Origin of the sequence: Paraburkholderia sp. PGU19, assembly GCF_013426915.1 — a bacterium.
Classification (GTDB): domain Bacteria; phylum Pseudomonadota; class Gammaproteobacteria; order Burkholderiales; family Burkholderiaceae; genus Paraburkholderia.
On record NZ_AP023179.1, the window covers coordinates 1846046 to 1868373 of the forward strand.

General features: G+C 63.6%; 20 protein-coding genes and 1 pseudogene. 20 read left to right on the plus strand and 1 reads right to left on the minus strand.

The genetic code is table 11. The features are described from left to right. Positions 1-54 precede the first annotated feature (54 nt). From H1204_RS08495 to H1204_RS08530, 8 genes and pseudogenes are all read left to right on the plus strand, one after another. Positions 55-594, plus strand: a complete 540-nt coding sequence (locus H1204_RS08495) for a cytochrome b (protein WP_180730757.1) — start codon at positions 55-57, stop codon at positions 592-594. Between the two features lie 202 nt (positions 595-796). Beyond that, entirely contained in the window at positions 797-1156 is a 360-nt protein-coding gene (locus tag H1204_RS08500) for a hypothetical protein (protein WP_180730758.1), read from the plus strand. A gap of 78 nt (positions 1157-1234) precedes the next feature. Next, positions 1235-2467, plus strand: a complete 1233-nt coding sequence (gene hpnI / locus H1204_RS08505; protein WP_180730759.1) for a bacteriohopanetetrol glucosamine biosynthesis glycosyltransferase HpnI — start codon at positions 1235-1237, stop codon at positions 2465-2467. A 57-nt stretch (positions 2468-2524) separates the two neighbouring features. After that, entirely contained in the window at positions 2525-3949 is a 1425-nt protein-coding gene (hpnJ, locus tag H1204_RS08510) for a hopanoid biosynthesis associated radical SAM protein HpnJ (protein WP_180730760.1), read from the plus strand. 11 nt (positions 3950-3960) lie between these two features. Next, a complete protein-coding gene (hpnK, locus tag H1204_RS08515) occupies positions 3961-4809 on the plus strand; it encodes a hopanoid biosynthesis-associated protein HpnK (protein ID WP_243468584.1) in 849 nt (282 codons plus the stop codon). Then, positions 4806-5845 (plus strand): annotated as a pseudogene (locus tag H1204_RS08520) (lysylphosphatidylglycerol synthase domain-containing protein). Before hpnK ends, H1204_RS08520 begins: the two are co-directional and overlap by 4 nt. Positions 5846-5991: 146 nt before the next feature. After that, on the plus strand, positions 5992-6459 hold the full coding sequence (locus tag H1204_RS08525) for a Fur family transcriptional regulator (protein ID WP_180730762.1): 468 nt from the start codon (positions 5992-5994) through the stop codon (positions 6457-6459). A 408-nt stretch (positions 6460-6867) separates the two neighbouring features. Continuing rightward, positions 6868-7572 (plus strand): carbonic anhydrase, encoded by a 705-nt coding sequence (locus H1204_RS08530; protein WP_180730763.1) that lies wholly within the window; start codon positions 6868-6870, stop codon positions 7570-7572. 30 nt (positions 7573-7602) lie between these two features. On the opposite strand, the gene H1204_RS08535 is transcribed toward H1204_RS08530, so the two are convergent. Then, entirely contained in the window at positions 7603-9009 is a 1407-nt protein-coding gene (locus tag H1204_RS08535; protein WP_180730764.1) for a PLP-dependent aminotransferase family protein, read from the minus strand. A gap of 801 nt (positions 9010-9810) precedes the next feature. Here H1204_RS08535 and H1204_RS08540 point away from each other — a divergent pair. The 12 genes from H1204_RS08540 to H1204_RS08580 all read left to right on the plus strand — a co-directional run bounded on the left by H1204_RS08540 (position 9811) and on the right by H1204_RS08580 (position 22267). Then, positions 9811-9957, plus strand: a complete 147-nt coding sequence (locus tag H1204_RS08540; protein WP_180730765.1) for a hypothetical protein — start codon at positions 9811-9813, stop codon at positions 9955-9957. 49 nt (positions 9958-10006) lie between these two features. Further along, positions 10007-10402, plus strand: a complete 396-nt coding sequence (locus H1204_RS51195) for a hypothetical protein (RefSeq protein WP_243468585.1) — start codon at positions 10007-10009, stop codon at positions 10400-10402. A gap of 14 nt (positions 10403-10416) precedes the next feature. Further along, a complete protein-coding gene (locus H1204_RS51200; protein WP_243468586.1) occupies positions 10417-10992 on the plus strand; it encodes an iron-containing redox enzyme family protein in 576 nt (191 codons plus the stop codon). Then, entirely contained in the window at positions 10989-11408 is a 420-nt protein-coding gene (locus tag H1204_RS51205; RefSeq protein ID WP_243468587.1) for a hypothetical protein, read from the plus strand. The genes H1204_RS51200 and H1204_RS51205 overlap by 4 nt, the downstream gene beginning before the upstream one ends. Continuing rightward, a complete protein-coding gene (locus H1204_RS51210; protein ID WP_243468588.1) occupies positions 11390-11986 on the plus strand; it encodes an iron-containing redox enzyme family protein in 597 nt (198 codons plus the stop codon). Before H1204_RS51205 ends, H1204_RS51210 begins: the two co-directional genes overlap by 19 nt. Before the next feature lie 8 nt (positions 11987-11994). Further along, complete coding sequence (locus H1204_RS08555) at positions 11995-13497, plus strand: iron-containing redox enzyme family protein (RefSeq protein WP_180730766.1); 1503 nt, start codon at positions 11995-11997, stop codon at positions 13495-13497. Beyond that, positions 13487-13753: a hypothetical protein gene (locus H1204_RS51215; protein ID WP_243468589.1), complete on the plus strand. Its 267-nt coding sequence runs from the start codon at positions 13487-13489 to the stop codon at positions 13751-13753. The genes H1204_RS08555 and H1204_RS51215 overlap by 11 nt, the downstream gene beginning before the upstream one ends. Next, the gene (locus H1204_RS08560; RefSeq protein ID WP_243468590.1) at positions 13735-14769 is read left to right on the plus strand and encodes an aminotransferase class III-fold pyridoxal phosphate-dependent enzyme; all 1035 of its coding nucleotides are present in this window, start codon (positions 13735-13737) and stop codon (positions 14767-14769) included. The genes H1204_RS51215 and H1204_RS08560 overlap by 19 nt, the downstream gene beginning before the upstream one ends. Continuing rightward, positions 14766-15848: an EamA family transporter RarD gene (gene rarD, locus H1204_RS08565; RefSeq protein WP_180730767.1), complete on the plus strand. Its 1083-nt coding sequence runs from the start codon at positions 14766-14768 to the stop codon at positions 15846-15848. Before H1204_RS08560 ends, rarD begins: the two co-directional genes overlap by 4 nt. Positions 15849-16459: 611 nt before the next feature. Further along, positions 16460-18760: a TerB N-terminal domain-containing protein gene (locus H1204_RS08570; RefSeq protein ID WP_180730768.1), complete on the plus strand. Its 2301-nt coding sequence runs from the start codon at positions 16460-16462 to the stop codon at positions 18758-18760. Next, the gene (locus H1204_RS08575) at positions 18757-20067 is read left to right on the plus strand and encodes an ATP-binding protein (RefSeq protein WP_180730769.1); all 1311 of its coding nucleotides are present in this window, start codon (positions 18757-18759) and stop codon (positions 20065-20067) included. Before H1204_RS08570 ends, H1204_RS08575 begins: the two co-directional genes overlap by 4 nt. Then, positions 20039-22267 carry a DEAD/DEAH box helicase gene (locus H1204_RS08580; protein WP_180730770.1) on the plus strand — a complete coding sequence of 743 codons (2229 nt, stop codon included), beginning with the start codon at positions 20039-20041 and terminating at the stop codon, positions 22265-22267. Before H1204_RS08575 ends, H1204_RS08580 begins: the two co-directional genes overlap by 29 nt. The last annotated feature ends 61 nt before the right edge of the window (positions 22268-22328 follow it).

A 22328-nucleotide genomic window follows, 5' to 3' on the forward strand; every position in this document is an offset into this window, starting at 1 on the left:
GCGTCAGCGAAATGTTCGCTCCGGCCTGCCGCACGACTTGATAAGAGACCGACAATGAACCTCAACGCTTTTGCCCAACGCCCCGCCTATGACGGCGTCGCACGCCTGTTGCACTGGCTGGTCGCGCTGCTCATCGCCGCGCAATTCGTGATCGGCTGGATCATGCCCGACGTGCATCGCGATACCTTGCCCAACGGCTTGATCGCGTGGCATCTCGGCGTGGGCGCGGCAATCGTCGCGGCGGTGGCGTGCCGCCTTGCGTGGCGCGCGACGCATGCGCCGCAGCCCGCGGAAGTGTCGCGCGCACTCAGCGTGATTTCATCCGCGACGCATGCGCTGCTGTACGCGCTGCTGGTCGCCGTGCCGCTTGCCGGATGGGCGAACGCGTCGTCGCGCGGCTGGGCGGTGAAGCTATTCGGCATGATCCACTATCCTGATCTGACGGCATCCGGTTCGCCGACGGGCCACGCACTCGGCGACGTGCATAGCTGGCTTGCATGGGTGCTGCTCGCGCTGATCGTGCTGCATGTGGGCGGCGCGTTGTTTCACCGCATCGTGCTGAAAGACAACGTGTTGCAGCGCATGCTTCCGTAAGCAATATGCAATGTGATGCAAGCCGCCTGAAACACGCATCGAATTCAAGTGCTTAATATTCTCTTCAGAATCGGGTCGCTACCATCGGTGCGTCGTGTCCAGCATGGCTGGGCGCGCTCGAATCTGTCGCACCGTCACGCAGGCTTCACATTAGCGTAGTAGCAGTCGCGGGCCGGTGCGCGCCACGTAGGGCTGGCTCGCCATGAAGCAAACAACTGTTCAGATGATCCGCGCGCACCTCGTCACGGCTTCTGTTGCTGCGACGGCCATTGACATCTGTGTCGTGAGCCTGCTTTTATTCTGCAAGTTTCCACAGACGCTGTTCGAGACGGCGACATTCCGCGAGCTGACATTCGGCCTGTTGCTGGCTGCCGTTCTGATTACACGTCGTGCGGCGCGCATGGCTTTTCGCGCGGCCGTGAAAAGGCATCATGCGCATTTCATCGGACCACGGCGAGATGCCGTGTGCGTCTCTGCCATCTGTCCCGCGCGCGGACTCGTTATCCTTCATCTGCATTTCACCGGCATGCCTTACGTTCCCCTTCAAGCGGCGGGATGGTAATGCCGGTTGTGCCTTCGTGGCTGCGCGCGTCGAAACGACGGCCAGCTTGCACTCATTTCAGCAGGAGTAGTCGACACCATGCAGGACATGCTGTTGCATATTGACTGGTTGCCGATGATGCTTGTGTGCGGCGCAGCAATGTATGCGGTTGTGGCCGTGCTGGCCTCGCTCGTGTCGGCGTCGCGTACCGCCGCCCGCGAACGGCGATCTTTGCCCACGCGAGCGCCGACGCCCGTCAGCGTGCTCAAGCCGCTGTGCGGCGTCGAGCCGCGGCTCTTCGACAATCTCGCGACCTTCTGCGAGCAGACGCATCCGTGCTTCGAACTGATCTGCGGGGTATCGAGCGCGGACGATTCCGCCATCGCGATCGTCCATCGCCTGCAAGCGGCCTATCCGGATTGCCGGATTTCGCTCGTCGTCGATCCGCGCGTGCACGGCACGAACCTGAAGGTAAGCAACCTGATCAATCTCGCGCAATGGGCACGCTACGACGTGTTCGTGATCGCGGACAGCGACATCGCCGTCGAAGCGGACTATCTGGAGCGCGTCTGCGCGCCGCTCGCCGATCCGCAGGTCGGCGTCGTCACCTGCCTGTATCGCGCGAAAGGCATTGCCGGTTTCTGGTCGCGCGTGGGTGCGCAGTTCATCAACGAGTGGTTCGTGCCGTCGGTGCGGATCGCGCACGCGTTTGGCTCGACGCGCTTCGGCTTCGGCGCGACGCTCGCGCTGCGGCGCTCGACGCTGGCGGGCATCGGCGGCTTCGAGCGGCTGCGTAATACACTTGCCGACGACTACTGGCTGGCCGGTCATGTGCGCGAGTTGAATCTGCAAACGGTGCTGTCGCCCGTCGTCGTCGAGACGGATGTGACGGAGCGCACGCTCGCCGCGCTGTGGGATCGCGAGACGCGCTGGCTGCGCACGATCCGCTCGGTGAATCGCTCGGGTTTCGCGGCGCTGTTCGTGACGTTCACGCTGCCGTGGATGGTCTGCGGCGGGTGGCTCGCATTCGAATTGCATCGCGTGAACGCGCATCCCGCCGTGTCGATCGCGCTCGTCGTCGCTGCCGTGGCGGGCGTGTCGGCGCGCGTCGTCCTGCATGCGCTGATGGGCGCCGAACGACGCCTGTTGTGGCGCGATCTCGCGCTGATGCCCGTGCGCGATGCATTGCTGTTCGCGCAATGGATGGCAGGGTCGTTCGGCTCGACGGTGGTGTGGCGCGGCGTGCGCGTTCCCGTCGAATCCACGGATAATGCCCCGGCGGTTTTCCGGCCTGAGCCGGCCAACGCACTCGAAGTATCCGATGGACGCTGAGCGCGTCGCGAGAACATCGCGCGCGCCTGGCTAAATTACAACTCGTGAAAAGAGAATATGAAGAAGACGTTATTTTTGCAGGCGCCGTCGTACGACGGTTTCGACGGGGGTGCGGGTTCGCGTTATCAGGCAAAGCGCGAGATCCGCTCGTTCTGGTATCCGACGTGGCTTGCGCAGCCGGCCGCGCTCGTGCCGGGCAGCCGCGTGCTCGACGCGCCCGCCGATGGTCTTTCCGTCGAAGCATCGCTCGCGATCGCACAGGAATACGAGCTCGTCGTGATTCATACGAGCACGCCGTCGTTTCCGACCGACGCGCTGTTCGCTGAACAACTGAAAGCGCGCGCGCCGAAGGTGTTGATCGGCATGGTCGGCGCGAAGGTCGCCGTCGATCCGCACAACTCGCTGACAGCGAGCGAGGCGATCGATTTCATCTGCCGCGAAGAGTTCGATTTCACCTGCAAGGAGATCGCCGAAGGACTGCCGTTCGCGCAGATCAAGGGCATGAGCTATCGCGCGGCGGACGGTTCGATCGAGCATAACGAAGCGCGCCCGATCCTCGAGAACATGGACGAACTGCCGTTCGTGGCGCCCGTTTATCAGCGCGATCTGAAGATCGACAACTACTTCATCGGCTATCTGAAGCATCCGTATGTGTCGATCTATACCGGGCGCGGCTGCCGCTCGAAATGCACATTCTGCCTGTGGCCGCAGACGGTGGGCGGGCACCGCTATCGCACGCGCTCCGTCGAGAACGTGCTCGAAGAAGTGAAGTGGATTCGCGACAACATGCCCGAAGTGAAGGAGATCATGTTCGACGACGACACGTTCACCGACTTCAAGCCGCGTGTCGAAGAGATTGCGCGTGGTCTCGGCAAGCTCGGCGTCACGTGGTCATGCAACGCGAAGGCGAACGTGCCATACGCGACGCTCAAGATCATGAAAGAGAACGGCCTGCGCCTGCTGCTGGTCGGCTACGAATCGGGCGACGACCAGATTCTGCTGAACATCAAGAAGGGCCTGCGCACCGACATCGCGCGGCGCTTCTCCGAAGACTGCCGCAAGCTCGGCATCAAGATTCACGGCACCTTCATTCTCGGCTTGCCGGGCGAAACGAAAGAGACGATCCAGAAGACCATCGAGTACGCGAAGGACATCAATCCGCACACCATTCAGGTGTCGCTCGCGGCGCCCTATCCGGGCACCACGCTCTACAAGCAGGCCGTCGAAAACGGCTGGCTCGAAGAGAACAAGGTAATCAACCTGGTGAGCAAGGAAGGCGTGCAGCTGGCGGCGATCGGCTATCCGCATCTGTCGCGTGACGACATCTATCACCATCTCGAACAGTTCTACCGGCAGTTCTATTTCCGTCCGTCGAAGATCTGGGAGATCGTGCGCGAGATGCTGGTGAGCTGGGAAATGATGAAACGGCGTCTGCGCGAAGGCGTCGAGTTCTTCCGTTTCCTGCGGGCGCGCGAGGCATGACGCGACAGTCGATGCAGCGCTCGATAAACGCACCGCGACGCGCGCTGATCGTGACGGCCGACGACTTCGGTCTGCATGTGCGGATCAACGAAGCCGTCGAGCGCGCGCATCTGCACGGTGTGCTGACGTCGGCGAGCCTGATGGTGTCCGCGCCCGCCTCGGCGGATGCCGTGCGCCGCGCGCACCTTTATCCGAGCTTGCGCGTCGGTTTGCATCTCGTGCTCGCGGACGGCGTCCCCATGCTCGCCACGCATCTGATTCCCGCGCTCGTCGACAAACATGGGCGGCTCGGCCACCGGATGGTGCGCAACGGCTTTCGCTTTTTCCTCCTTCCTGAAGTGCGGCGCCAGTTGAAGGCGGAAATCCGCGCGCAGTTTCAGGCCTTCGCACGCACTGGGCTTACGCTCGATCACGTCAATACGCACAAGCACTTTCATCTGCATCCGACGGTGCTCGCGCTGATTATCGAAGTGGGCAGCGAATATGGGCTGAAGGCGATGCGTTTGCCGTACGAGCCGGGCTCGCCTGCGTGGATCAGGCCGTGGATGGCACGCGTGCGCAAGCAGCTAGATAATGCAGGTATTGCACACAACGACTACGTGATCGGCATGTCGCAGACAGGACAAATGGACGAGGCGGTGCTGCTCGCCGCGCTTGCACGACTGCCGGAAGGCGTCGGCGAGATTTATTGCCATCCCGCCGTGGCCGGAGAGGGCGCGATCACGCCGACGATGCAGACGTACCGGCACAGCGACGAACTGGATGCACTGCTGTCCACGCGTGTCGCGTCGGCGATTGCCGCGAGCGGGGCGATCACGGGTGGTTTCGCCGACGTGTTCGCGCAGCAGTCTTACCTATGATCAAGTGGCTCAAATGGCTGGGATTGCCCGCGGGCATCGCGGTGCTGATCGCATTGGCGTTGCACGGCGGCATCGACGACGTGCTGCACGCGATCCGTTCGGCAGGCTTCGCGCTGCTGTGGCTCGTGCCGCTGCATGCGCTGCCGTTGCTGCTGGATGCCCAGGCGTGGCGGCTTCTTCTCGGCAGAAGTGCGTCGCTCGCGTATCTGTGGTGGATCGCGACCGTGCGTGAGGCGGTGAGCCGGCTGCTGCCTGTCGCAAGCATCGGCGGGAGTTCGTCGGCGTGCGGCTCGCGCGCTGGAAGATCGACGACACGAGCATGGTGTGCGCGTCGGTGATCGTCGAGGTGCTGGTAACACTGGCCGTCCAGTATGTGTTCGCCGCGCTCGGGCTCGTGTTGATCGTCGCGCAGACGGGCCACGATGGTTTGCTCGCGACGGTCGGCGCGGCGTTGCTGCTGTCGTTGCCGCTGCCCGTCGTGGTGTTCCTGCTGCTCAGGCGCGGCGGGCTATTTCACGCGATCGAGCGCTGGTCCGCGCGTCTGCCGATGAGCGCGCACTGGAACGTCGAGCGCATCGGTGGCGCGCAGCTCGATACCGCGATCGATGCGTTGCTGCGTGAGCCGCGTCTGCTGCTGCGCGCGTTCGTCTGGCAGTTTGCCGGCTATCTGCTCGGCGCGTCGGAGGTGTATGTCGCGCTGTGGATGCTCGGGCATCCCGTGTCCATCGGCGGCGCGATCGCCGTCGAAGCGCTCACGCAGGCCGCGCGCCATGCGGCGTTCTTCGTGCCGTCGGGGCTCGGCGTGCAAGAGGCTGTCGTCGTGTTGCTTGCGCGAATGTTCGGCGTCGACGAGCAGGCGGCGCTGTCGCTTGCGCTCGTCAAGCGGATGCGCGAGGTCCTGTTCGGCTGTGTGGCGCTGGCATCGTGGCAGGCGGCAGAGCTCGTGCGCAACCGTGGCGGCGGTGTCGCAAGAAACCCTGCGCTGAGCCCTGTCGAGCATCGCGCGCAAGCCTCCGTGCGGCAGCGTTCTCGTTGATGCTCCTGTTCTTGATGCCACGCATGCTGTGCGTCGCGTGCGCGTGTTGCCGAATGCGAATCGCAATCAACTAGGTTCCGGAAATATTCGTGCCGATGTCATAGGCTGAAAGCCGGTTCCCTCGATTCGATTCAGAACGGCTGCGCATGCCGCCCTTGTCAACGTCTCCGATCCGAACGCTCGACGCGCTCAAGCAAGCCGGCCTGCTAGGTACGGCTGCGCAGGTCGCCGTGCTCGACTATCTGCAACGCACGGAGCACGGCCATTTCAGCGCGGAAGAGATCCACCGCCGCATCGCTGCAGGCGGCGAACGAATGAACCTGTCGACCACCTATCGCGTGCTCAGTCAGCTGGTGGAGGCGGGCTTCGTCGCGAACGTGCCGCTCGGCAAACATCACAGCCTCTACGAACTGAACTCGGGCGAGGCGCACGATCATCTCGTATGCGTCGTGTGCGGGCGCGTCGAAGAGTTCTCCGACCCGAAGATCAATCGCCGGCGCATCGCGATCGCAAAGAAGTTCGGCTTGCGTATTGTCGGCAAGACGCTGGCGTTACACGGTGTGTGTGCGGATTGCGCGGCGCGCGCCCATCCACCGAGACCGCGTGCGAAGTGAGCGTGGGACATCAGCGCAGGACATCAGCGCCGCGCCCGTTTGTGCGCGCTAGAAAGGAGTGTTGCCGCGCGCCCCGTTAATCCGCGGCGCGCGAACAGCTAGAGTGTCTCTTGTGCGCGGTGCTTCCCTTCGCGCGCGAGAGAGCTTCCCCCGGTCGCCGCACCCGGCGCCCGGGGTTTTTTTCGATTGCTCCGTTTTTTTGACGCGCGTAACGTGAGCTTGCCTCTTGAGAACAGGCGAGCTTTTGTCGAGCCCCGCGCCGCTCCGATCACGTCCGGCCGGGGCTTCTTTTATGGCGTCTCTCCGTTCGCGCGCCGTGGCCTCAGCGCGCGTGACTGCCCGCTGACGCATTCCCGTCGTACACTCCCTGATCCATGATCCAGCCGCGCTGCGAAGGGGGACAGCCTCATGTCGGACGATACGCTCAACACCAGACGGGTTCGCGACCCGGCAAAGTCGGACCTGCTGCATCTGCTGGACGGCGTCGAGCAGTTCAGCGACGAGGTGTTTCCCGCCACCCAGGCGCTATTTGAAAGTCTCGCGCAAGGTCAGGCGCCGCATACGCTGTTCATCACCTGTGCTGACTCGCGTGTCTCGCCGGAAATGATTACGCAAACGCATCCGGGCGAGCTCTTCGTGTGCCGCAATATCGGTAATATCGTCCCCGCTTACGGCGAAATGCTGGGCGGCGTATCGGCCGTCGTCGAGTACGCGGTGCTTGCGCTGAACGTGCGGCAGATCGTGGTGTGCGGACATAGCGACTGCGGCGCGATGCGCGGCCTCGCGGGCACCGCGCCGATGACAGCGGAAGACATGCCGACCGTCAATGCGTGGCTGCGCAATGCGGAGACGGCGCGCAGCGTCGTGCAGGCGCGCGAGGTCGACAGCGATCATCTCGTGCAGGCACTCGTCGAGGAGAACATCCGGCTGCAACTGATGCATCTGCGCACGCATCCGTCCGTCGCCGGGCGGCTCGCGCAAAAGCGCCTCGATGTCCAGGGCTGGGTGTATGACATCGGGCATGGGCGCGTTTCGGTGTTCAACGAAAACGACGACCGCTTTGAAAGTCTGGGCGAAGCGCGCACGCGGATTCAGCGGGAGCAGGGCGGTTGACCGCACCGGGCGCGGTGCGGTCGTTTCGCTTCAATCGCTCATTGCCGCCGCGCGCCGCAGAAATCCCAGCGCCCGCTCGTTGTCGAGATACGCGGTGTTGAACCGGACCCACGGCGTCACCTCGCCGTGCGGCCGGTAGTAGCTGCCCGGCTGCACGGTGATGCCGGCGCGAGCCGCCTCGGCGACGAACACATCCGAATTCGGCACGCCCGGCACGCGCGCCCACACCAGCGTGCCGCCGCACGGCTCGTCGAACACTTGCCAGCCGATGCCATTGAGCAATTCCACCGCGGTCGAAATGGCGCCATTCACGCGTCGCCGCAGCCTTTCCAGATGCTTGCGATACGTGCCGCGCTCGAGCAGCGCGGCTACGACGCGCTCGCTAAAGCGCGTGCCACCGAGGCTGGTGAGCGCCTTCACTTCGACGAAGTGCTTGACCAACCCCGCTTCGGCGGCGATATAGCCGAGCCGTAGCGACGACGACAGGCTCTTCGAAAACCCGCCGATATACACGACGCGCGTCAGCCGGTCGAGCGACGCGAGACGTTGCGTGGGAATCGCCTGGAAATCCGCGTAGACGTCGTCTTCGACGATCATGAAGTCGTGTTCCTGCGCAAGTTGCAGCAGCCGGAAGCCGACGTGCGGCGCGACGTTCGTGCCCGTCGGATTGTGAAAGACCGTGTTGATGAAAAAGAGCTTCGGCCGATGCTCCTTCAGCAGCGCCTCGACGGCTTCGACATCCGGCCCGCTCGACAGGCGCGGCACGCCGACCAGCTCGATACCCTGCAGCTTGAGCAGCCCGAACAGGTTGAAGTAGCCGGGATCTTCGACGAACACGGTATCGCCGGGCTTGAGCAGCATCCGCACGACGAGATCGAGCGCCTCGCTCGCACTGTTCGTCACCATGATGTTCTGTGGCTCCGCCGCCACGCCGACGAAGGCCAGACGCTGCTCGATCTGCAGCCGCAACACCGGATCGCCTTGTGGAATCGCGTAGTCGATCAGACTGCGCGCGTCCGTGCGTGACGCCTGACGGATCGCCTGGGCAATGCCTTCGACGTCGCGCCACGCCTCGGGAATGAAACCGATCGACAGGTTCAGCACCTCGTCGGGCCGCTCGAACTGCCGCAGGATCTGATCGGATTCGGGCGTCGCGCGGATTGCGTCGAGCCCGCGCGTGGCGCGCGGCGCCTTTTCGAACTGTTCGGCGACGTAGTAGCCGGAACCGTGCTTGGGCTGCAGCAGGCCGCGCGTGGCGAGCCGGTCGTAGGCCTCGATGACGGGAAAGCGGCTGATGTTGTGCTCGGCCGCGAACTTGCGGATAGACGGCAGGCGCATGCCGACGCGCAGTTCGCGCGACAGGATCAGCGCTTCGACCTGACCGACGATCTGTTCCGTCAGCGGGGTAGCCGTTGCGACGTCGAGGGTGATCTTCATTCGCCTCCCTGTCGACCAGAGCTGGCGCGCTAGCACCTTACTTTGGTCCCATCAAGATGATTGCTCTGAAAGTGTTCATGCGAGTTTGCCGAACACTTCACGCAAATTGATCGAAAGTGTTCATTCCAGTTATCGCAGTTTACCGGAACAATAGGTCCAACGAGTTAGTTTGTTTGCATGAATTTTTAAGTGAAATTCTCGGTAAATCAGTGGGTTAGTTTGAATTCGATGAATTCCTCGAACATTGGCAAAAACGAGCGAACACTTTATCTGATTCCGCAAAAACGGAACTGTACGAACTGAATTTCCGAGGCCGTGCAATAAAAGATACGACCCAGCAGAACCTGAGAGAAAGCAGAACCTGAGAGAAACAACGAACGGCGGCCATTGACGAGAATCCGGCTGGACCGCCCAGAGCTACATCGACCTTCAGGCGCGCTCCCTTTTGCGGGAGCGCACGTTTTGTTCGTCGAAAGCGTCTGGCTGCGGCGTCAGTCCGACACTCGGGCACGCATTCGGTAACCGCGCGCGAGGCTGCGATCGGCGGCATCGGGCCGATAAAACAACACATACGTCTGACTGCGCCGGAGCGGCCGGGAAGCCGCGCCAGGCGACAGATCCACGGCGGAGAACGGGGCTACAAGTTAAGCCTGTTGCGCTCATCGGCCTGCCGCCATTGGCGAGGCGATGCTGCCCGCCACACGGCTTTGGGTTTCTGGCTCCGGGTGTGAAAGAACTGGCCACGGTGGTGGACAGCTTGTTAAGCAGTGCAGAGTTAACGCCAACCCCAAGGAGATTGAGATGACGACCCAAGTGCAGGTTCAGCAAGCGCAGCCGCAACAACAAACGCAGGCGCAGTCGCAAACGGACAGGCAAGACGACAAGAAAATCACTGTCGTGGTCAAGCCGCGCAAGGCGCGTCCCGTCCTGATCCCGGTTCACCTGTGATGAACGCGCCGGCACCGTTGCGTGCCGGCCACGAACGGAGGCCGTCGTGATGGACGACATTTTTGAACCACAGGCGTTTGTGCTGGCGGGGAAGTGTCTCAGCACGTCGCCTTCGCTCGTCATCGAAGACGACGAGCATCAATATGAATTTCCGGCGCCCGTCGAAGGTGAAGACGCGGCGTCCCTGATCCGCGCGCTGCGCTCCGGCGTCAAGGCGGAGGAAGTGATCTCCCGCTATTCGCCGTACGAACAGAAAGTGTTCGACCGTCTGAAGGAGCTGCAACTGGTGCGCGCGGTGAAACCCGCGCTGGCCCGCAGTGGCCTCGACGTGCTGCTCGAACTCGAAGATCTCGCCAACGATCTGCTGTATCGCACGCTCTATACGAACGTGTTCTGGGAAAAGTGCGCGTCCGCGAGCACGGGCGCTGACATTCCCTCAATGTGATCCACGGGATGATCGTGGAGAACTACCATTTCCTGTTCCGCGAAAGCTATTTCGACGCGCCCGTTCTGTCGTATGTCGCCAATACGGGCGTGCGGCTGTCGATGAACGAGTTCTACGCGGAAGAGTACGGGCACGACGAACTGTTGCTCAAGGCGCTGACCACGCTCGGCGTCACGCGTGAGGATCTCGCGCGCACGGTGCCGCTGCCGCAAACCATGGCGCTGTGTAACTCGCTGGCTTTCTGGGCACATAGCGACCCGCTGTTCTTCTTTTCGACGCTCGGCATTCTCGAAGGCAAGGACATCAAGCAGGATTCCTTCCTCGACGCCGCATATCGGATCGGCGTCGATCCCGTTTTGCTCAAGCCCGTGAAAGCGCATTCCGACATCAACCTGAACGGCGGCCACGGCAGCCTCACGCGCAAGATCTTCTCGCGAATTCCCGCCATCGCCGATGCGGACGTGCGGCGCATGCGCGCGCAAACGCATCTGTTCATCGAACTGTACGACCAGTTCTATACGGGCATCTGGGAACACTATTCGACGTCCCCGGCGCTGTTGCGCACACTCGACGTCGACGGGGAGGCATGATGCAGGCCACGACCGCAGCAGATCTTTTCGCCGCGCCGCGCTTTCGTCCCGGCGTGCAGCTGATCGAAGAGCACAACGGCCTGACGCTCGACTATCGCGAGCAATCGTGTTCTGTCGTCGCCGACAGCCAGGGCGCGCTCAAGGCGTTCGTCGATTCGCTCCGGCGCGGCGACACGTCGATCCCCGAACTGAAGCGCCGTCATCCGGAGCTTGCGTCTGAAGTCGACGGGCTGCTCGAGGAGTTCGACCGGCTCGGCCTGTTGACCGAAAGCGCGTTTCCCGCGCCTCGAGGCTGTCTGTCGGGCGAGGAGTTCTATCACCGGCTCAGAAAGTTCGCCGCCGAAACGATCGAGGCGAATTCGACCTCGCGTCTGTATCAGGGCTGTGCGACCGCACGTTGCCGAAGAGCGCGCTGATCGGCTATGCGCTCGAATATTTCTATATCGTGCGCGAGGCGCCGGGTCTGATTGCGCCTTCACTCGCCCATGCCGAACCCGTCAAGGTGCAGAAGCTGCTGCAAGGCTTTCTCGCCTCGGAGCTGAATCACGACGACATGCTGCGGCAGTCGCTGCAGGCCGTTTCCATCCGCACCGACAATCTCGACTATCTGGTGCCGCTGCCCGCCACGTTCGCGCTGTGCGCGTCTTTGGGCGTGTATGCGCGCCAGCATCCGTTGAGCTTCAAGTCGCTGCTGTTCCTGTTCGAGCAGCCGAGCGTGAGCTTTCATATCGAACTGGCGAACTATTGCCGCGAGACGGGCATCCCGGAAGGCTTCTGGCGTCCGATCGCCCGTCACGCGACGATCAACGACGAGTTCGATCACGAAGACATTTCGCTCAGCCTGCTTGCCGAAATCGAGGCCATCTCGCCTGAAGAGCAGATGACGGTCAGGAAGCACGTGATGCTCGCCATCGAAACCATGGTGCTGCAGGAGAACCAGATTCTCGATTTCTACGGCCGCCAGCCCGTCGTCAAACCGCGCATCTTCGCCTGAGAGCCGTCATGGAACGCTGGGATATCGATCGATACAGACGGCCGGCGCTGGTGCCGTGCGAGGTGTCGGCGGGCTACGACGGCTTGACGATCGGCGTCGGCGACGATGCCATCGACCTGTCGTTCGAAGGCGTCGCGTGCGACGAGGTGGCCGAGGTCGTCACGCAACTGATGCGGCCTTCGTCCGATATCTGGATTCGGCTCAACGAAGGCGCGTGCCCTGCGTGGATTCGCACGCTGACGGTGCAACTGGATGCGCTATCGCTGATCGAAGAGACGGATAGCGGCATCGACCGCGTCACGTCCGATGCGCAGCGCGCGATGGCGTTGTGCGGTGAAGTGGGGCAGCGACTGGCCGCTGTTGTCGGGCGTCGGATTGCGATGTACGAGGATGTACTTGGCGTCGTCCATCAGATGCTCACTTCGGATGCGCACGATCGCGACACGACGCCTGGCGCGTTCCCGTTTTCGGGCAAGGAGAGCGGGCAGTTCGCCGACAACTTCGCGCTTCAGTCGCTCCATTTCCAGTTGGCGTATGCGCGCCAGAACGCGCCGGAACTCGTGTTCGCTTGGCAACACGTGCTCGATGTCGTGTTCCGGCAGCTACGCTGGCATCCAGCTGCAACTACTCCGGATGACGCGTCTCTGGAGCATTTCCGCAGCGTCGCATCGCTCGATCCCGTCGATCTGGAAATGTATCTGCTGTCGTTCGCGCATTTCGTCGAGATCGCGCCGTTGCGTGTCGGCAGGCGCATGACGTCGGCGGATACGGAGCGCTTCAGCGAGCCCTGCAGCGGTCTCGCGCTCGCCGCGCGTGCCGAGCGTCTGCTGCTCAGCGCGCTCGATCAGTTGGGCAGCAACGCGTATGCATCGGCGGCGCTTGAGAGCCGTGAAATCACGCCGCTCGTGAAGGGGCTGTACATCGAGCAGTATCACGTGACCGACCGCTTCGTCGAAATACTTGGACCGTTGCTGTCGCGCCGCCTCAAACGCAATCTGCGCGCGCGGCTGTTTCAGTACTTCCAGGAAGAATACGGTCACGAAGCATTCGAACTCGCCACTTGCGTCGCGCTCGGCATGAACGAAGCCAAGGTCCGCGCATCGGTGCCGCTGCCGCTTACCGCGCTCTATATCGACGCGTACACGGTGCTGGCGCATCGTCTGCCCACTGCATTCTTCACGTCGATCATGGTCACGGAAGGGTTGCGCGACCAGCACAGTCCCGTTCACGAGCACATCGCCGCGCTGGTCGAAAGCGCACTGCATGCGGGCGATATCGTCGCAAAGCATGGCGAGACGAACGACGAGCTGAATCATCCGAGCCTGTCGCGCCTGTTCCTCGCCGACGTTCCGCACGTGAGCGCGGCGGAGCAGCGCTACAGCCTCGAAGCCGCGCTCTTCATGCTCGAAGCGAATATGCGGCAACTGGAGTCGGTCGCGTTCTTTTACGGCGATCAGACGCAGCTCCAGTTTCATGGACTTCGCGATGGCAGGAGGCCGCTTGAAGTCTGACCATGGTGCAGACGAGGGAAACGAACGCGAGGTTGAGCGCGCTCAGCGCTTCGATCTCGTCAATCCCTATTGGGAAAAATTCCTCGACGAAGCGGGCCTCGACATGACGGGTGCGCGCGGCGACGGCTGCTATATCGAAACCGCCGACGGCCGCGCGTTGCTCGATTGTCTCGCCGGTTTTGGCACGGCGAATCTGGGCACGCGCACGAGTCGCTGCTCGCGCGTTTTGCCGATGCGTTGCAGCGCACGTCGGTGAACGTGTTTCCGTTCGAATGCGCCGAGTCTCAGCTCGCGCTCGCCGACAAGTTGCTCACGCTCAGCGGCCAGCGCTTCCAGAAAGTGTTCTTCGCGACCACGGGCGCGGAGGCCGTCGAAAGCGCCGTGAAGTTCGCGATGACGAGCACGGGACGCACCGACGTCGTCGCATTCCGCGACGGCTTCCACGGCCTGTCGATGTTCTCGTCGTTCATGACGGGCAATCCGTTCTGGACCGAGGCGTTGCGCTGGAAGCCCGGCAACGTCCATCACGTCGACGCGCGGAACTTCGCCGCGCTCGAAGACACACTCGCGAGCCGCAAGATCGCTGCCGTCGTGTTCGAGCCGGTGGCGGGGTCATCGGCGGCGCAGCACTGGACGGCGGACACTGCGTCCCGTCTCGCTGCGCTGTGCCGCTCGACGGGAACGAAGCTGATCGCCGACGAGGTGTATTGCGGCCTCGGCCGTACGGGCACCTGGTTCGGCATCGACGCAATCGGCATGGACGTTAAGTCAACCGAGGCATCCGCAGTGCCCGACATGATCGTCGTATCGAAAGGGCTGACGGGCGGATTGGTGCCGCTCTCAGCCGTGCTGATGAACGACGGCGATTTCGACGCCGTGTTCGGCGCGCCCGGCAAGGCGAAAGTGCAGGGTTCGACCTTCGGCGGCAACCGGCTCGCGATGCAGTGCGGGCTGATCGTGCTCGACCTCGTCGAACGCGGACGGCTCGTCGAGAACGCGGCCGCGATGGGCGCGCTGATCGGCGAGCGCATCGCAGCGCGTTTCGATTCGCGCGTGACCTTGCACGGCAAGGGCCTCGCGCTCAGCCTCAAGCTCGACGCGCGCCTCGACAGGAGCATGACCGATGTGTGGCTGGATCTGATCGATGGCGGCGTGCTGGCGATGCCGAATTCGGCCGCACCGGATTCGCTGCGCCTGTCGCCGCCGCTGATTTTCGGTGTGGATGAAGTGGAAGTTCTGATCGACCGACTCGACGAGGCGCTACAGCCATGAACGCGAACAATCAGAAGCAGAAGGAAGGCGCCGGGTACGCCGCGCTGCTCGTGGCGCTGTGCTGGTGGGGCCTGATGCCGCTGTACTACTGGCATCTGAAGGAAGTGAGCGCGCCGGAGATGCTCGCGCATCGGGTGTTCTGGTCGTTCGTGGTGCTGTCGGCCGTGATTGCGCTCAAGCCCGCGTTGCGGCAACACATGGGCGACTGGCGCTCGTTCGCGCTCGCGCTATTGCCGGCGGTTTTGCTGTCGGCGAACTGGGTTGTGTATATCCTGGCCTCGGTGACGGGCAACGCGTTACAGGCGAGTCTCGGATATTTCCTGAATCCGCTGCTGTCGGCTGCGCTCGGCATCGTTTTTCTGAACGAGCGGCTTAACGGTCTGAAAGCGGCGGCGCTTGCGCTCGGGCTGGCAGGCACCTTCGTCCAGTGCTACGCGCATGGCGGCGTACCCGTGTTCGCCGTGATGCTGACGGTGACGTTCTCGCTGCTCGGACTCACGCGCAAGGTGTGGCCGACGCGGAACGCGATCGTCAGCACCTGGCGCGAAACTGTCGTGATGATGCCGTTCGCCCTCGGCTATTTCGGCTATCTGATGTCGCATCATGCGCTTGCGTTCACGTCGTTCGGCGTCGACGCGTCGGTGCTGATGATGCTGGCGGGGCCGCTGACCGTCGTGCCGCTCGCGCTCTACGCGTATGCGATGCCACTCGTTTCGATGACGGAATCGGCCGTGATGCAATACGTGACGCCGACCGTGACGTTCATCCTCGCGCTCACGGTCTTCCACGAACGGCTGACGACCGTCGATCTGACAGGCTATGGGCTGATCTGGTGCGGCCTTGCGCTCGCGACCTATGCGTCGGTCCGGCGCCGCCCGCTTGCGCTCGCTGTCGCCGCGCCAGGAACGGCGCAGGGAACGCAAAGCGTGCAGGGCGTGCAAGGTGCGAGCGTTGGTGGACAGAACGTGTCCTTTCTTACGTCGCACAAAAAGACGCCAGCTTCCGCTGGCGTGAATAGGTTCTGGCATTCCGAGGGCCGTCCAGAACCTGAGAGACGGTGCGAACAGTCTGACGCATAAGGGCGTCGAGGACCGAGTTTCAGATTTTTCGGCGCGCTCGATTGAGAATCCGGCGCGCTGATCGCATGTCGCCGAGTGTAACTCCAGTTCGTAAAATGAGCTTGCAAAATATGCGATTTAGTTGGGGTCGGATTGTTCGCTCGCGCACAAAGGCGCTTGTAAGCAAGTTTGTAAGCCAATCTCTGAAATCACTCGCTTCAACACCCGTTCCACGGGCGTGAACAGCCATTTTTACGCCACCGGAGCGATCCTGAAAAAGAACATATAATCAAAGGTCGCGACCGCGCCGGGCAACGGATTCCCGGCGACGTGGACGGGAGAACAATGAGCCGCGGACGAAGCAGTTTTGGGAGGGGCGGGGTTGTCGTCGGCGGCGTGTCGATGGGACTGGCCTTTCTTGCGTCGGATGCGCGCGCGCATGTCCGCCATCTGATCGTTCTGGCGCCGGCTGTGTGGGCTGGCCCGTCCGGGCTGGCTTTCGTTGGTTCCCTTCAAGCAAGCTTGCATCGAAAGACACGTTGTGCGGTATGCAGCGTGCCGGCAAGCCATTGCGCTTTGTGTCGCAGTTTTCATCCGGATCTCACAGGGCTCCCGAGGAGCCAGGCAATTTCATGACAAGTTCTCCCGGCTCATATGACGACGAGCCGTTGGTATCGATAAACATGGCGGGCTCAGCCGCCGACGCGTACCGCATCAGCCCCGCGTCTGGCGTCGCGCGGCCTGCTGCGCGCTCGTCCGCGCGCTTTGTCGCGCCCGGCGAAAGCATCGATATCCACGGCTTGACGGTCTCGGGAGGCTTTTTCTACACGGGCGACGCGCAACGCCTGCACGCGGATTCGATCGAAGCCTGCGTGATCGACGCGCGCTTCGAGGTCGCCCGCGACGGCGCGGACCCGGCAGCCGGGCTTGGTAGCGTCGCGCTCAGCTATAACGGGCTCACGCCGGAGCAGCGCCGCACGTATCTCAAATGGCTCGCTTCCGATCGCAAGAAATCGGACATCAACACCGGCTATCTGTTTTTCTACCTGTACGGGCTGGAGCGGCGCGTGCTCGTCGACGGCGCGGCGGGCAAGGTGAGCGGCGACGAATTCGACGCGATCGCCAGAGAACTGCGGCGTTTGCTCAATCTCGACGCGAACTACGGCTGGCAAAAGCACGTGCGCGGGCTGATCGACGCGTTGTCGCTGGTGGCGTCGCGGCATACGCGGATGTATCTGCAGCCCGCGCCCGACGGGCTCGCGACGGGCTATCAGGTGCCGCTGAACGTGCGCGTCGCATTCGGCCAGGCGGCGCTCGACCAGCATCCGTTGCCGGCGGACTGGGCGCTCGCATGGGTCAAGCTCGATCCGATGATGGTGCGGCGCACGGCCGTTGCGCGTTGCCCCGAGGAATTCGACCGCGTGTTCATGCGGCAGTATCGCGACCGCTTCGGCGCCGGCATGTTGCTGCCCGCTAACCGCACCAAGCTCGACGCGTCGCCGCAGCCGTCGTTCCGTGCGTTGAAAAGCGTGCCCGTGCCGGGTTTTCTGGTCGGTCTGCCCGATATCGCGGCCGTGAACGGCACACGGAACAAACTGCAACTGTTGATGCACGAGAGCGCGGTCGCGCTCGACGCGTATAGCCGGTATCTCGGCCGCTATCCGGAGGCGCAGGGCACGCTGGAAGCGACGCTGACGCTGCCGCCCGGTTTGTGGCCGCAGGCGACGCACGACGCGATCGACACGCTCGCCGCCGAAGTCGCGGGCGAGACGGCCGTCAGCACGTTCGGCGCGGTGCTGGCGCGCTTCAAGTCGGGCGGCAAGATGACGCGCGACAAGGCCGTGGTATTCACGACCGCGCTCGCGGAAGCGGGCATCGCCGTCGAACCCGATGTGCGGCTGGGCGCGCGCACGCCGAAGCCGACGGACGCCGTCGCGCTGTTCGCCATCGCGCCCAGCGCGACCCCGCTGCCCATCGACGAAGCGTACGACGTCGCGACGATCATCGTGGATCTCGCCGCGACGGTCGCGCGCGCCGACGGTGACGCGACGCAGCGCGAGACGGCCGTGATCGAATGGCAGATCGATCAGTGGCCGCATCTGTCCGATGCGCAGCGTGCGCGGCTGAAAGCGCGCAATCTCGCGCAGCTCGCACAGCCGACGGCGAGCGCCGGGTTGAAGAAAAAGCTGGAACCGCTTGCGCACGACGTGAAGGCGACGATCGCGTCGTTCCTCGTGCACACCGCGAATGCCGATGGCGTCGTGTCGCGCGAAGAAGTGCGCCTGCTGGAGAAGGTGTACCGGATGCTCGGCATCGATCCCCAGCGCCTGTACACCGACCTGCATCAGCACGCGAGCGGCGCGGCCATCACGCCAACGGGCGTGAAGCCCGCCAGGAAGCACGCTCATTCGCCTAAACCCGCCACGGTGAAGCACGAATTCGTGCTCGACGCGACGCGCATCGCGGCGCTGAAGGAAGAGACGGCGCGCGTCTCGTCGATGCTGGCCGATGTGTTCGTCGAGGAAGCGCATGGGGCAGTTATAGCCGTGCCTATCCACGAAACTGAGCACGAAACGGAGCAACCGGCCGCTGTCGAGGAACAGGACGTGCTTGCCGCACAGGCAACGGCCGCAGCGCAGGACAAAGAGCGCGCGTCTGAAGCGCAAACAGAACCAATGCCCCAAACGTCTGCAGCAACCGAGCCGCTGCTCGGCCTCGACGACGCGCATTCGTCCTTTCTGCGTCTGCTCGTGACGCGCGAGTCGTGGACGCGCGCCGAACTCGCCGATGCCGCGTCGCATCTCGAACTGATGCTGGACGGCGCGATCGAACAGGTGAACGAGGCGTCGCTCGACCGTTGGGACGAGCCGCTCACGGACGGAGACGATCCCGTCGAAATCAATCAGGAAGTCGCACAAAGGTTGGCTGCATGACAACGATCCGCCCCAGGGACCGCGACGCGGTCCTGCAATCCCTGCGCGCCGGCGTGGTGCCGCGCATCGGGCAACATCTGATCCAGGTCGGGCGCGCGCACGAACTCGAAGCGTTGCTGAAGGACATCGAGCGCGTCGCGGACGGCGGCTCGGCGTTTCGCATCGTCGTCGGCGAGTATGGCGCGGGCAAGACCTTCTTCCTGAATCTCGTACGCGCCATCGCGCTCGAGAAAAAGCTCGTCACCGTGCACGCGGACCTGAACCCGGACCGGCGTCTGCATGCGTCGGGCGGTCAGGCGCGTTCTCTGTATGCGGAACTCGTGAAAAACATGGCGACGCGCACGAAGCCCGAAGGTGGTGCGCTGGCGGGCGTGGTCGAGAAGTTCATCGGCCAGGCGAAGACGGAAGCGAAGGCGACGGGCCGCACCAGCGACGAAGTGATCCGCGCGCAGTTGTCGCAATTGACGGAGATGGTCAACGGCTACGATTTCGCCGACGTGATCGCCGCCTATTGCCGTGGCTTCGAAGAAGGCAACGAGAAGCTCAAGAGCGACGCCGTGCGCTGGCTGCGTGGCGAGTTCACGACGCGCACCGACGCTCGCCAGGCACTCGGCGTGCGCACCATCGTCGACGACGCGAGCATGTACGATCAGTTGAAGCTGCTCGGGCGTTTCGTGCGGCTCGCGGGCTATAGCGGCCTGATGGTGTGCCTCGACGAAATGGTGAATCTGTACAAGCTCGCGAACGTGCAGGCGCGTAACGCCAACTACGAACAGATCCTGCGCATCCTGAACGACTCGCTGCAAGGCACGGCGGAAGGGCTCGGCTTCGTGCTGGGCGGCACGCCCGAGTTTCTGCTCGACACGCGCCGCGGCCTCTATAGCTATGCCGCGCTTCAATCGCGCCTCGCGGAAAACGCATTCGCGACCAATGGACTCGTCGACTACAGCGGCCCCGTGATCCGCCTCGCCGCGCTCACGCCGGAAGATTTCTACGTGTTGCTCGACAAGCTGCGCCTGCTGTACGCATTCGGCGACGCGAGCAAGGCGCTCGTGCCCGAGGAAGCGATTCCCGCGTTCATGGCGCATTGCGCGACGCGCCTCGGCGAAGCGTATTTCCGCACGCCGCGCACGACGATCACCGCGTTCATCAATTTCCTGGCGGTGCTGGAGCAAAACCCGTCGGCGGATTGGCGCGAGCTGATCGGCAGCATGGACATTGAGCGCGACACGGGCGGCGCGGCCGACATCGTCAACGACGCCACTCCCGATAGCGACGATGAGCTGGCAAGCTTCCGGCTCAACTGAGTCGCGCAGCTTCGATCTGCTCGACGAGCGGATTCGCCGCTGGATCTGGCGCGAGGGCTGGACCGAGTTGCGCGATGCGCAGGAGCGCGCGGTCCCCGCGCTGATCGATGCCGACCGCGACGTGATCATCGCGGCGGCGACGGCGGCGGGAAAGACGGAAGCGGCATTTCTCCCCATTCTGTCGAACCTGCTGCGCGACGAACCGTGCAGCGGCTCGGTGCTGTACATCAGTCCGCTGAAGGCGCTGATCAACGATCAATGGTCGCGTCTCGACAATCTGTGCGAGGCACTGGAAATACCCGTCACCGGCTGGCATGGCGATGTGTCGTCGGGACGCAAGCACCGCTTCGTGAAGAAGCCGACGGGCGTGCTTTTGATCACGCCCGAGTCGCTCGAAGCGATGTTCGTCACGCGCGGCGCGTCGCTCGAAGCGACGTTTGGCGCGTTGCGCTACGTGGTCGTCGACGAGTTGCATGCGTTCATCGGTTCCGAGCGCGGCATGCAGTTGCAGTCACTGATGCGGCGCGTCGATCGCGTGTGCGGGCGCAAAGTGCCGCGCGTCGGGTTGTCGGCGACGCTTGGGGACATGCGCCTCGCGGCGGAATTTCTGCGTCCACGCGCCGCGCAGGACGTGCAGATCATCGAGTCCGGCAGCGCGGGCCAGGAACTGAAGATCCTGATCAAGGGCTATGTCGAGAAGCCGCCGCGCATCCAGTTCGAGCCGGGCATCGAGAATCCAGGTCTCGAAGACGTCGTGCCCGCTAGCACCGTCGAGGTCGCGAATCACATGTACAAGGTGCTGCGCGGCTCGAACAATCTGATCTTTCCCAACAGCCGCCGACAGGTCGAGCTTTACGCCGACCTGTTGCGCCGCGCCTGCGAGCGCGATGGCTATCCGAACGAATTCTGGCCGCATCACGGCAGCCTGTCGAAGGAACTGCGCGAGCAGACCGAGCAGGCGCTGAAGGCGGGCGATCGCCCCGCGAGCGCCGTTTGCACGACGACGCTCGAACTCGGCATCGACATCGGCGCGGTGAAAAGCGTCGTGCAGGTGGGCGCGCCGCCGTCGGTGGCGAGCTTGCGGCAGCGGCTCGGGCGCTCCGGGCGGCGCAAGGGCGAAGCGGCCATTCTGCGCTGCTATGGCGTCGAAGCGGAACTGCATAGCGGCTCCGATCTGTCGGACCGGTTGCGCGAGAGTCTCGTGCAATCCGTGGCGATGGTGAACCTGCTGCTGCGCGGCTGGTTCGAACCGCCGCGTGCGCGCGGCATGCATCCGTCGACGCTCGTGCAGCAGATTCTGTCGATCATCGCCGAACGCGGCGGCGCGCGCGCGGGCGAGCTGTGGGACACGCTGGTCGCGACGGGCCCGTTCGGCACGATCGACAAGCCGACGTTCGCCGCGATCCTGCGCAGCCTCGGCGCGAAAGACCTGCTGGTGCAGGAAGCGGGCGGCTTGCTGCTGCATGGCGTGGCAGGCGAGCGCCTCGTCAATCACTACGAGTTCTACGCATCGTTTTCGACGGATGACGAATTCCGCATCGTCGCGGGTGCGAAGGTGCTCGGATCGGTGCCCGTCTCTCGTCCACTGGCGCCCGGACAGGGGCTCGTGTTCGGCGGCCAGCGCTGGCGCGTGCAGGATGTCGATGCGGGCAAAAAGACCGTATACGTGACGCCCGATCAGGGCGGCGTGCCGCCCGTGTTCGACGGTGGCGGCTCGCTCGTGCACGACGAGGTGCGGCGCGAAATGTTCAATGTGCTGAAGGATGGCGGGCCCGTCGTGTTTCTCGACACCACGGGCCGCGAACTGCTCGAAGAGGCGCGCCGCTATTTCGCGTCGAACGAACTGGCCACGCGTTCCGTGTTCACACACGGCGGCGGCACGGTGCTGGCGACATGGTCCGGCGACTGGATCAACGATGCGCTCGTCGTGCTGCTGCGCGCCGAAGGGCTCGACGCGTGGAATCAGGGACCGACGGTGAGCGCGCGCGTAGCGGGTTCGATGAAGGACACGCTGCAACGCATCGCCGCGCTGACACCCGCGCAGACCACGGACGCACTGCGCTCGATCGGCAACATCGACAACGAAAAGTGGGACTGGACCTTGCCCGACGACGTGAAGCGCAACGCGTACGCGTCGCTGCGGCTCGACATGCCGGGCGCACAGGCGTTGGCGCGGCGGCTCGCGACAGCGTGCGATTGACGCCCGTACGCGCCGGCGCAGCGTGAATGCGCGCACAATCCAAGTGCAAGCAGCGCAATTA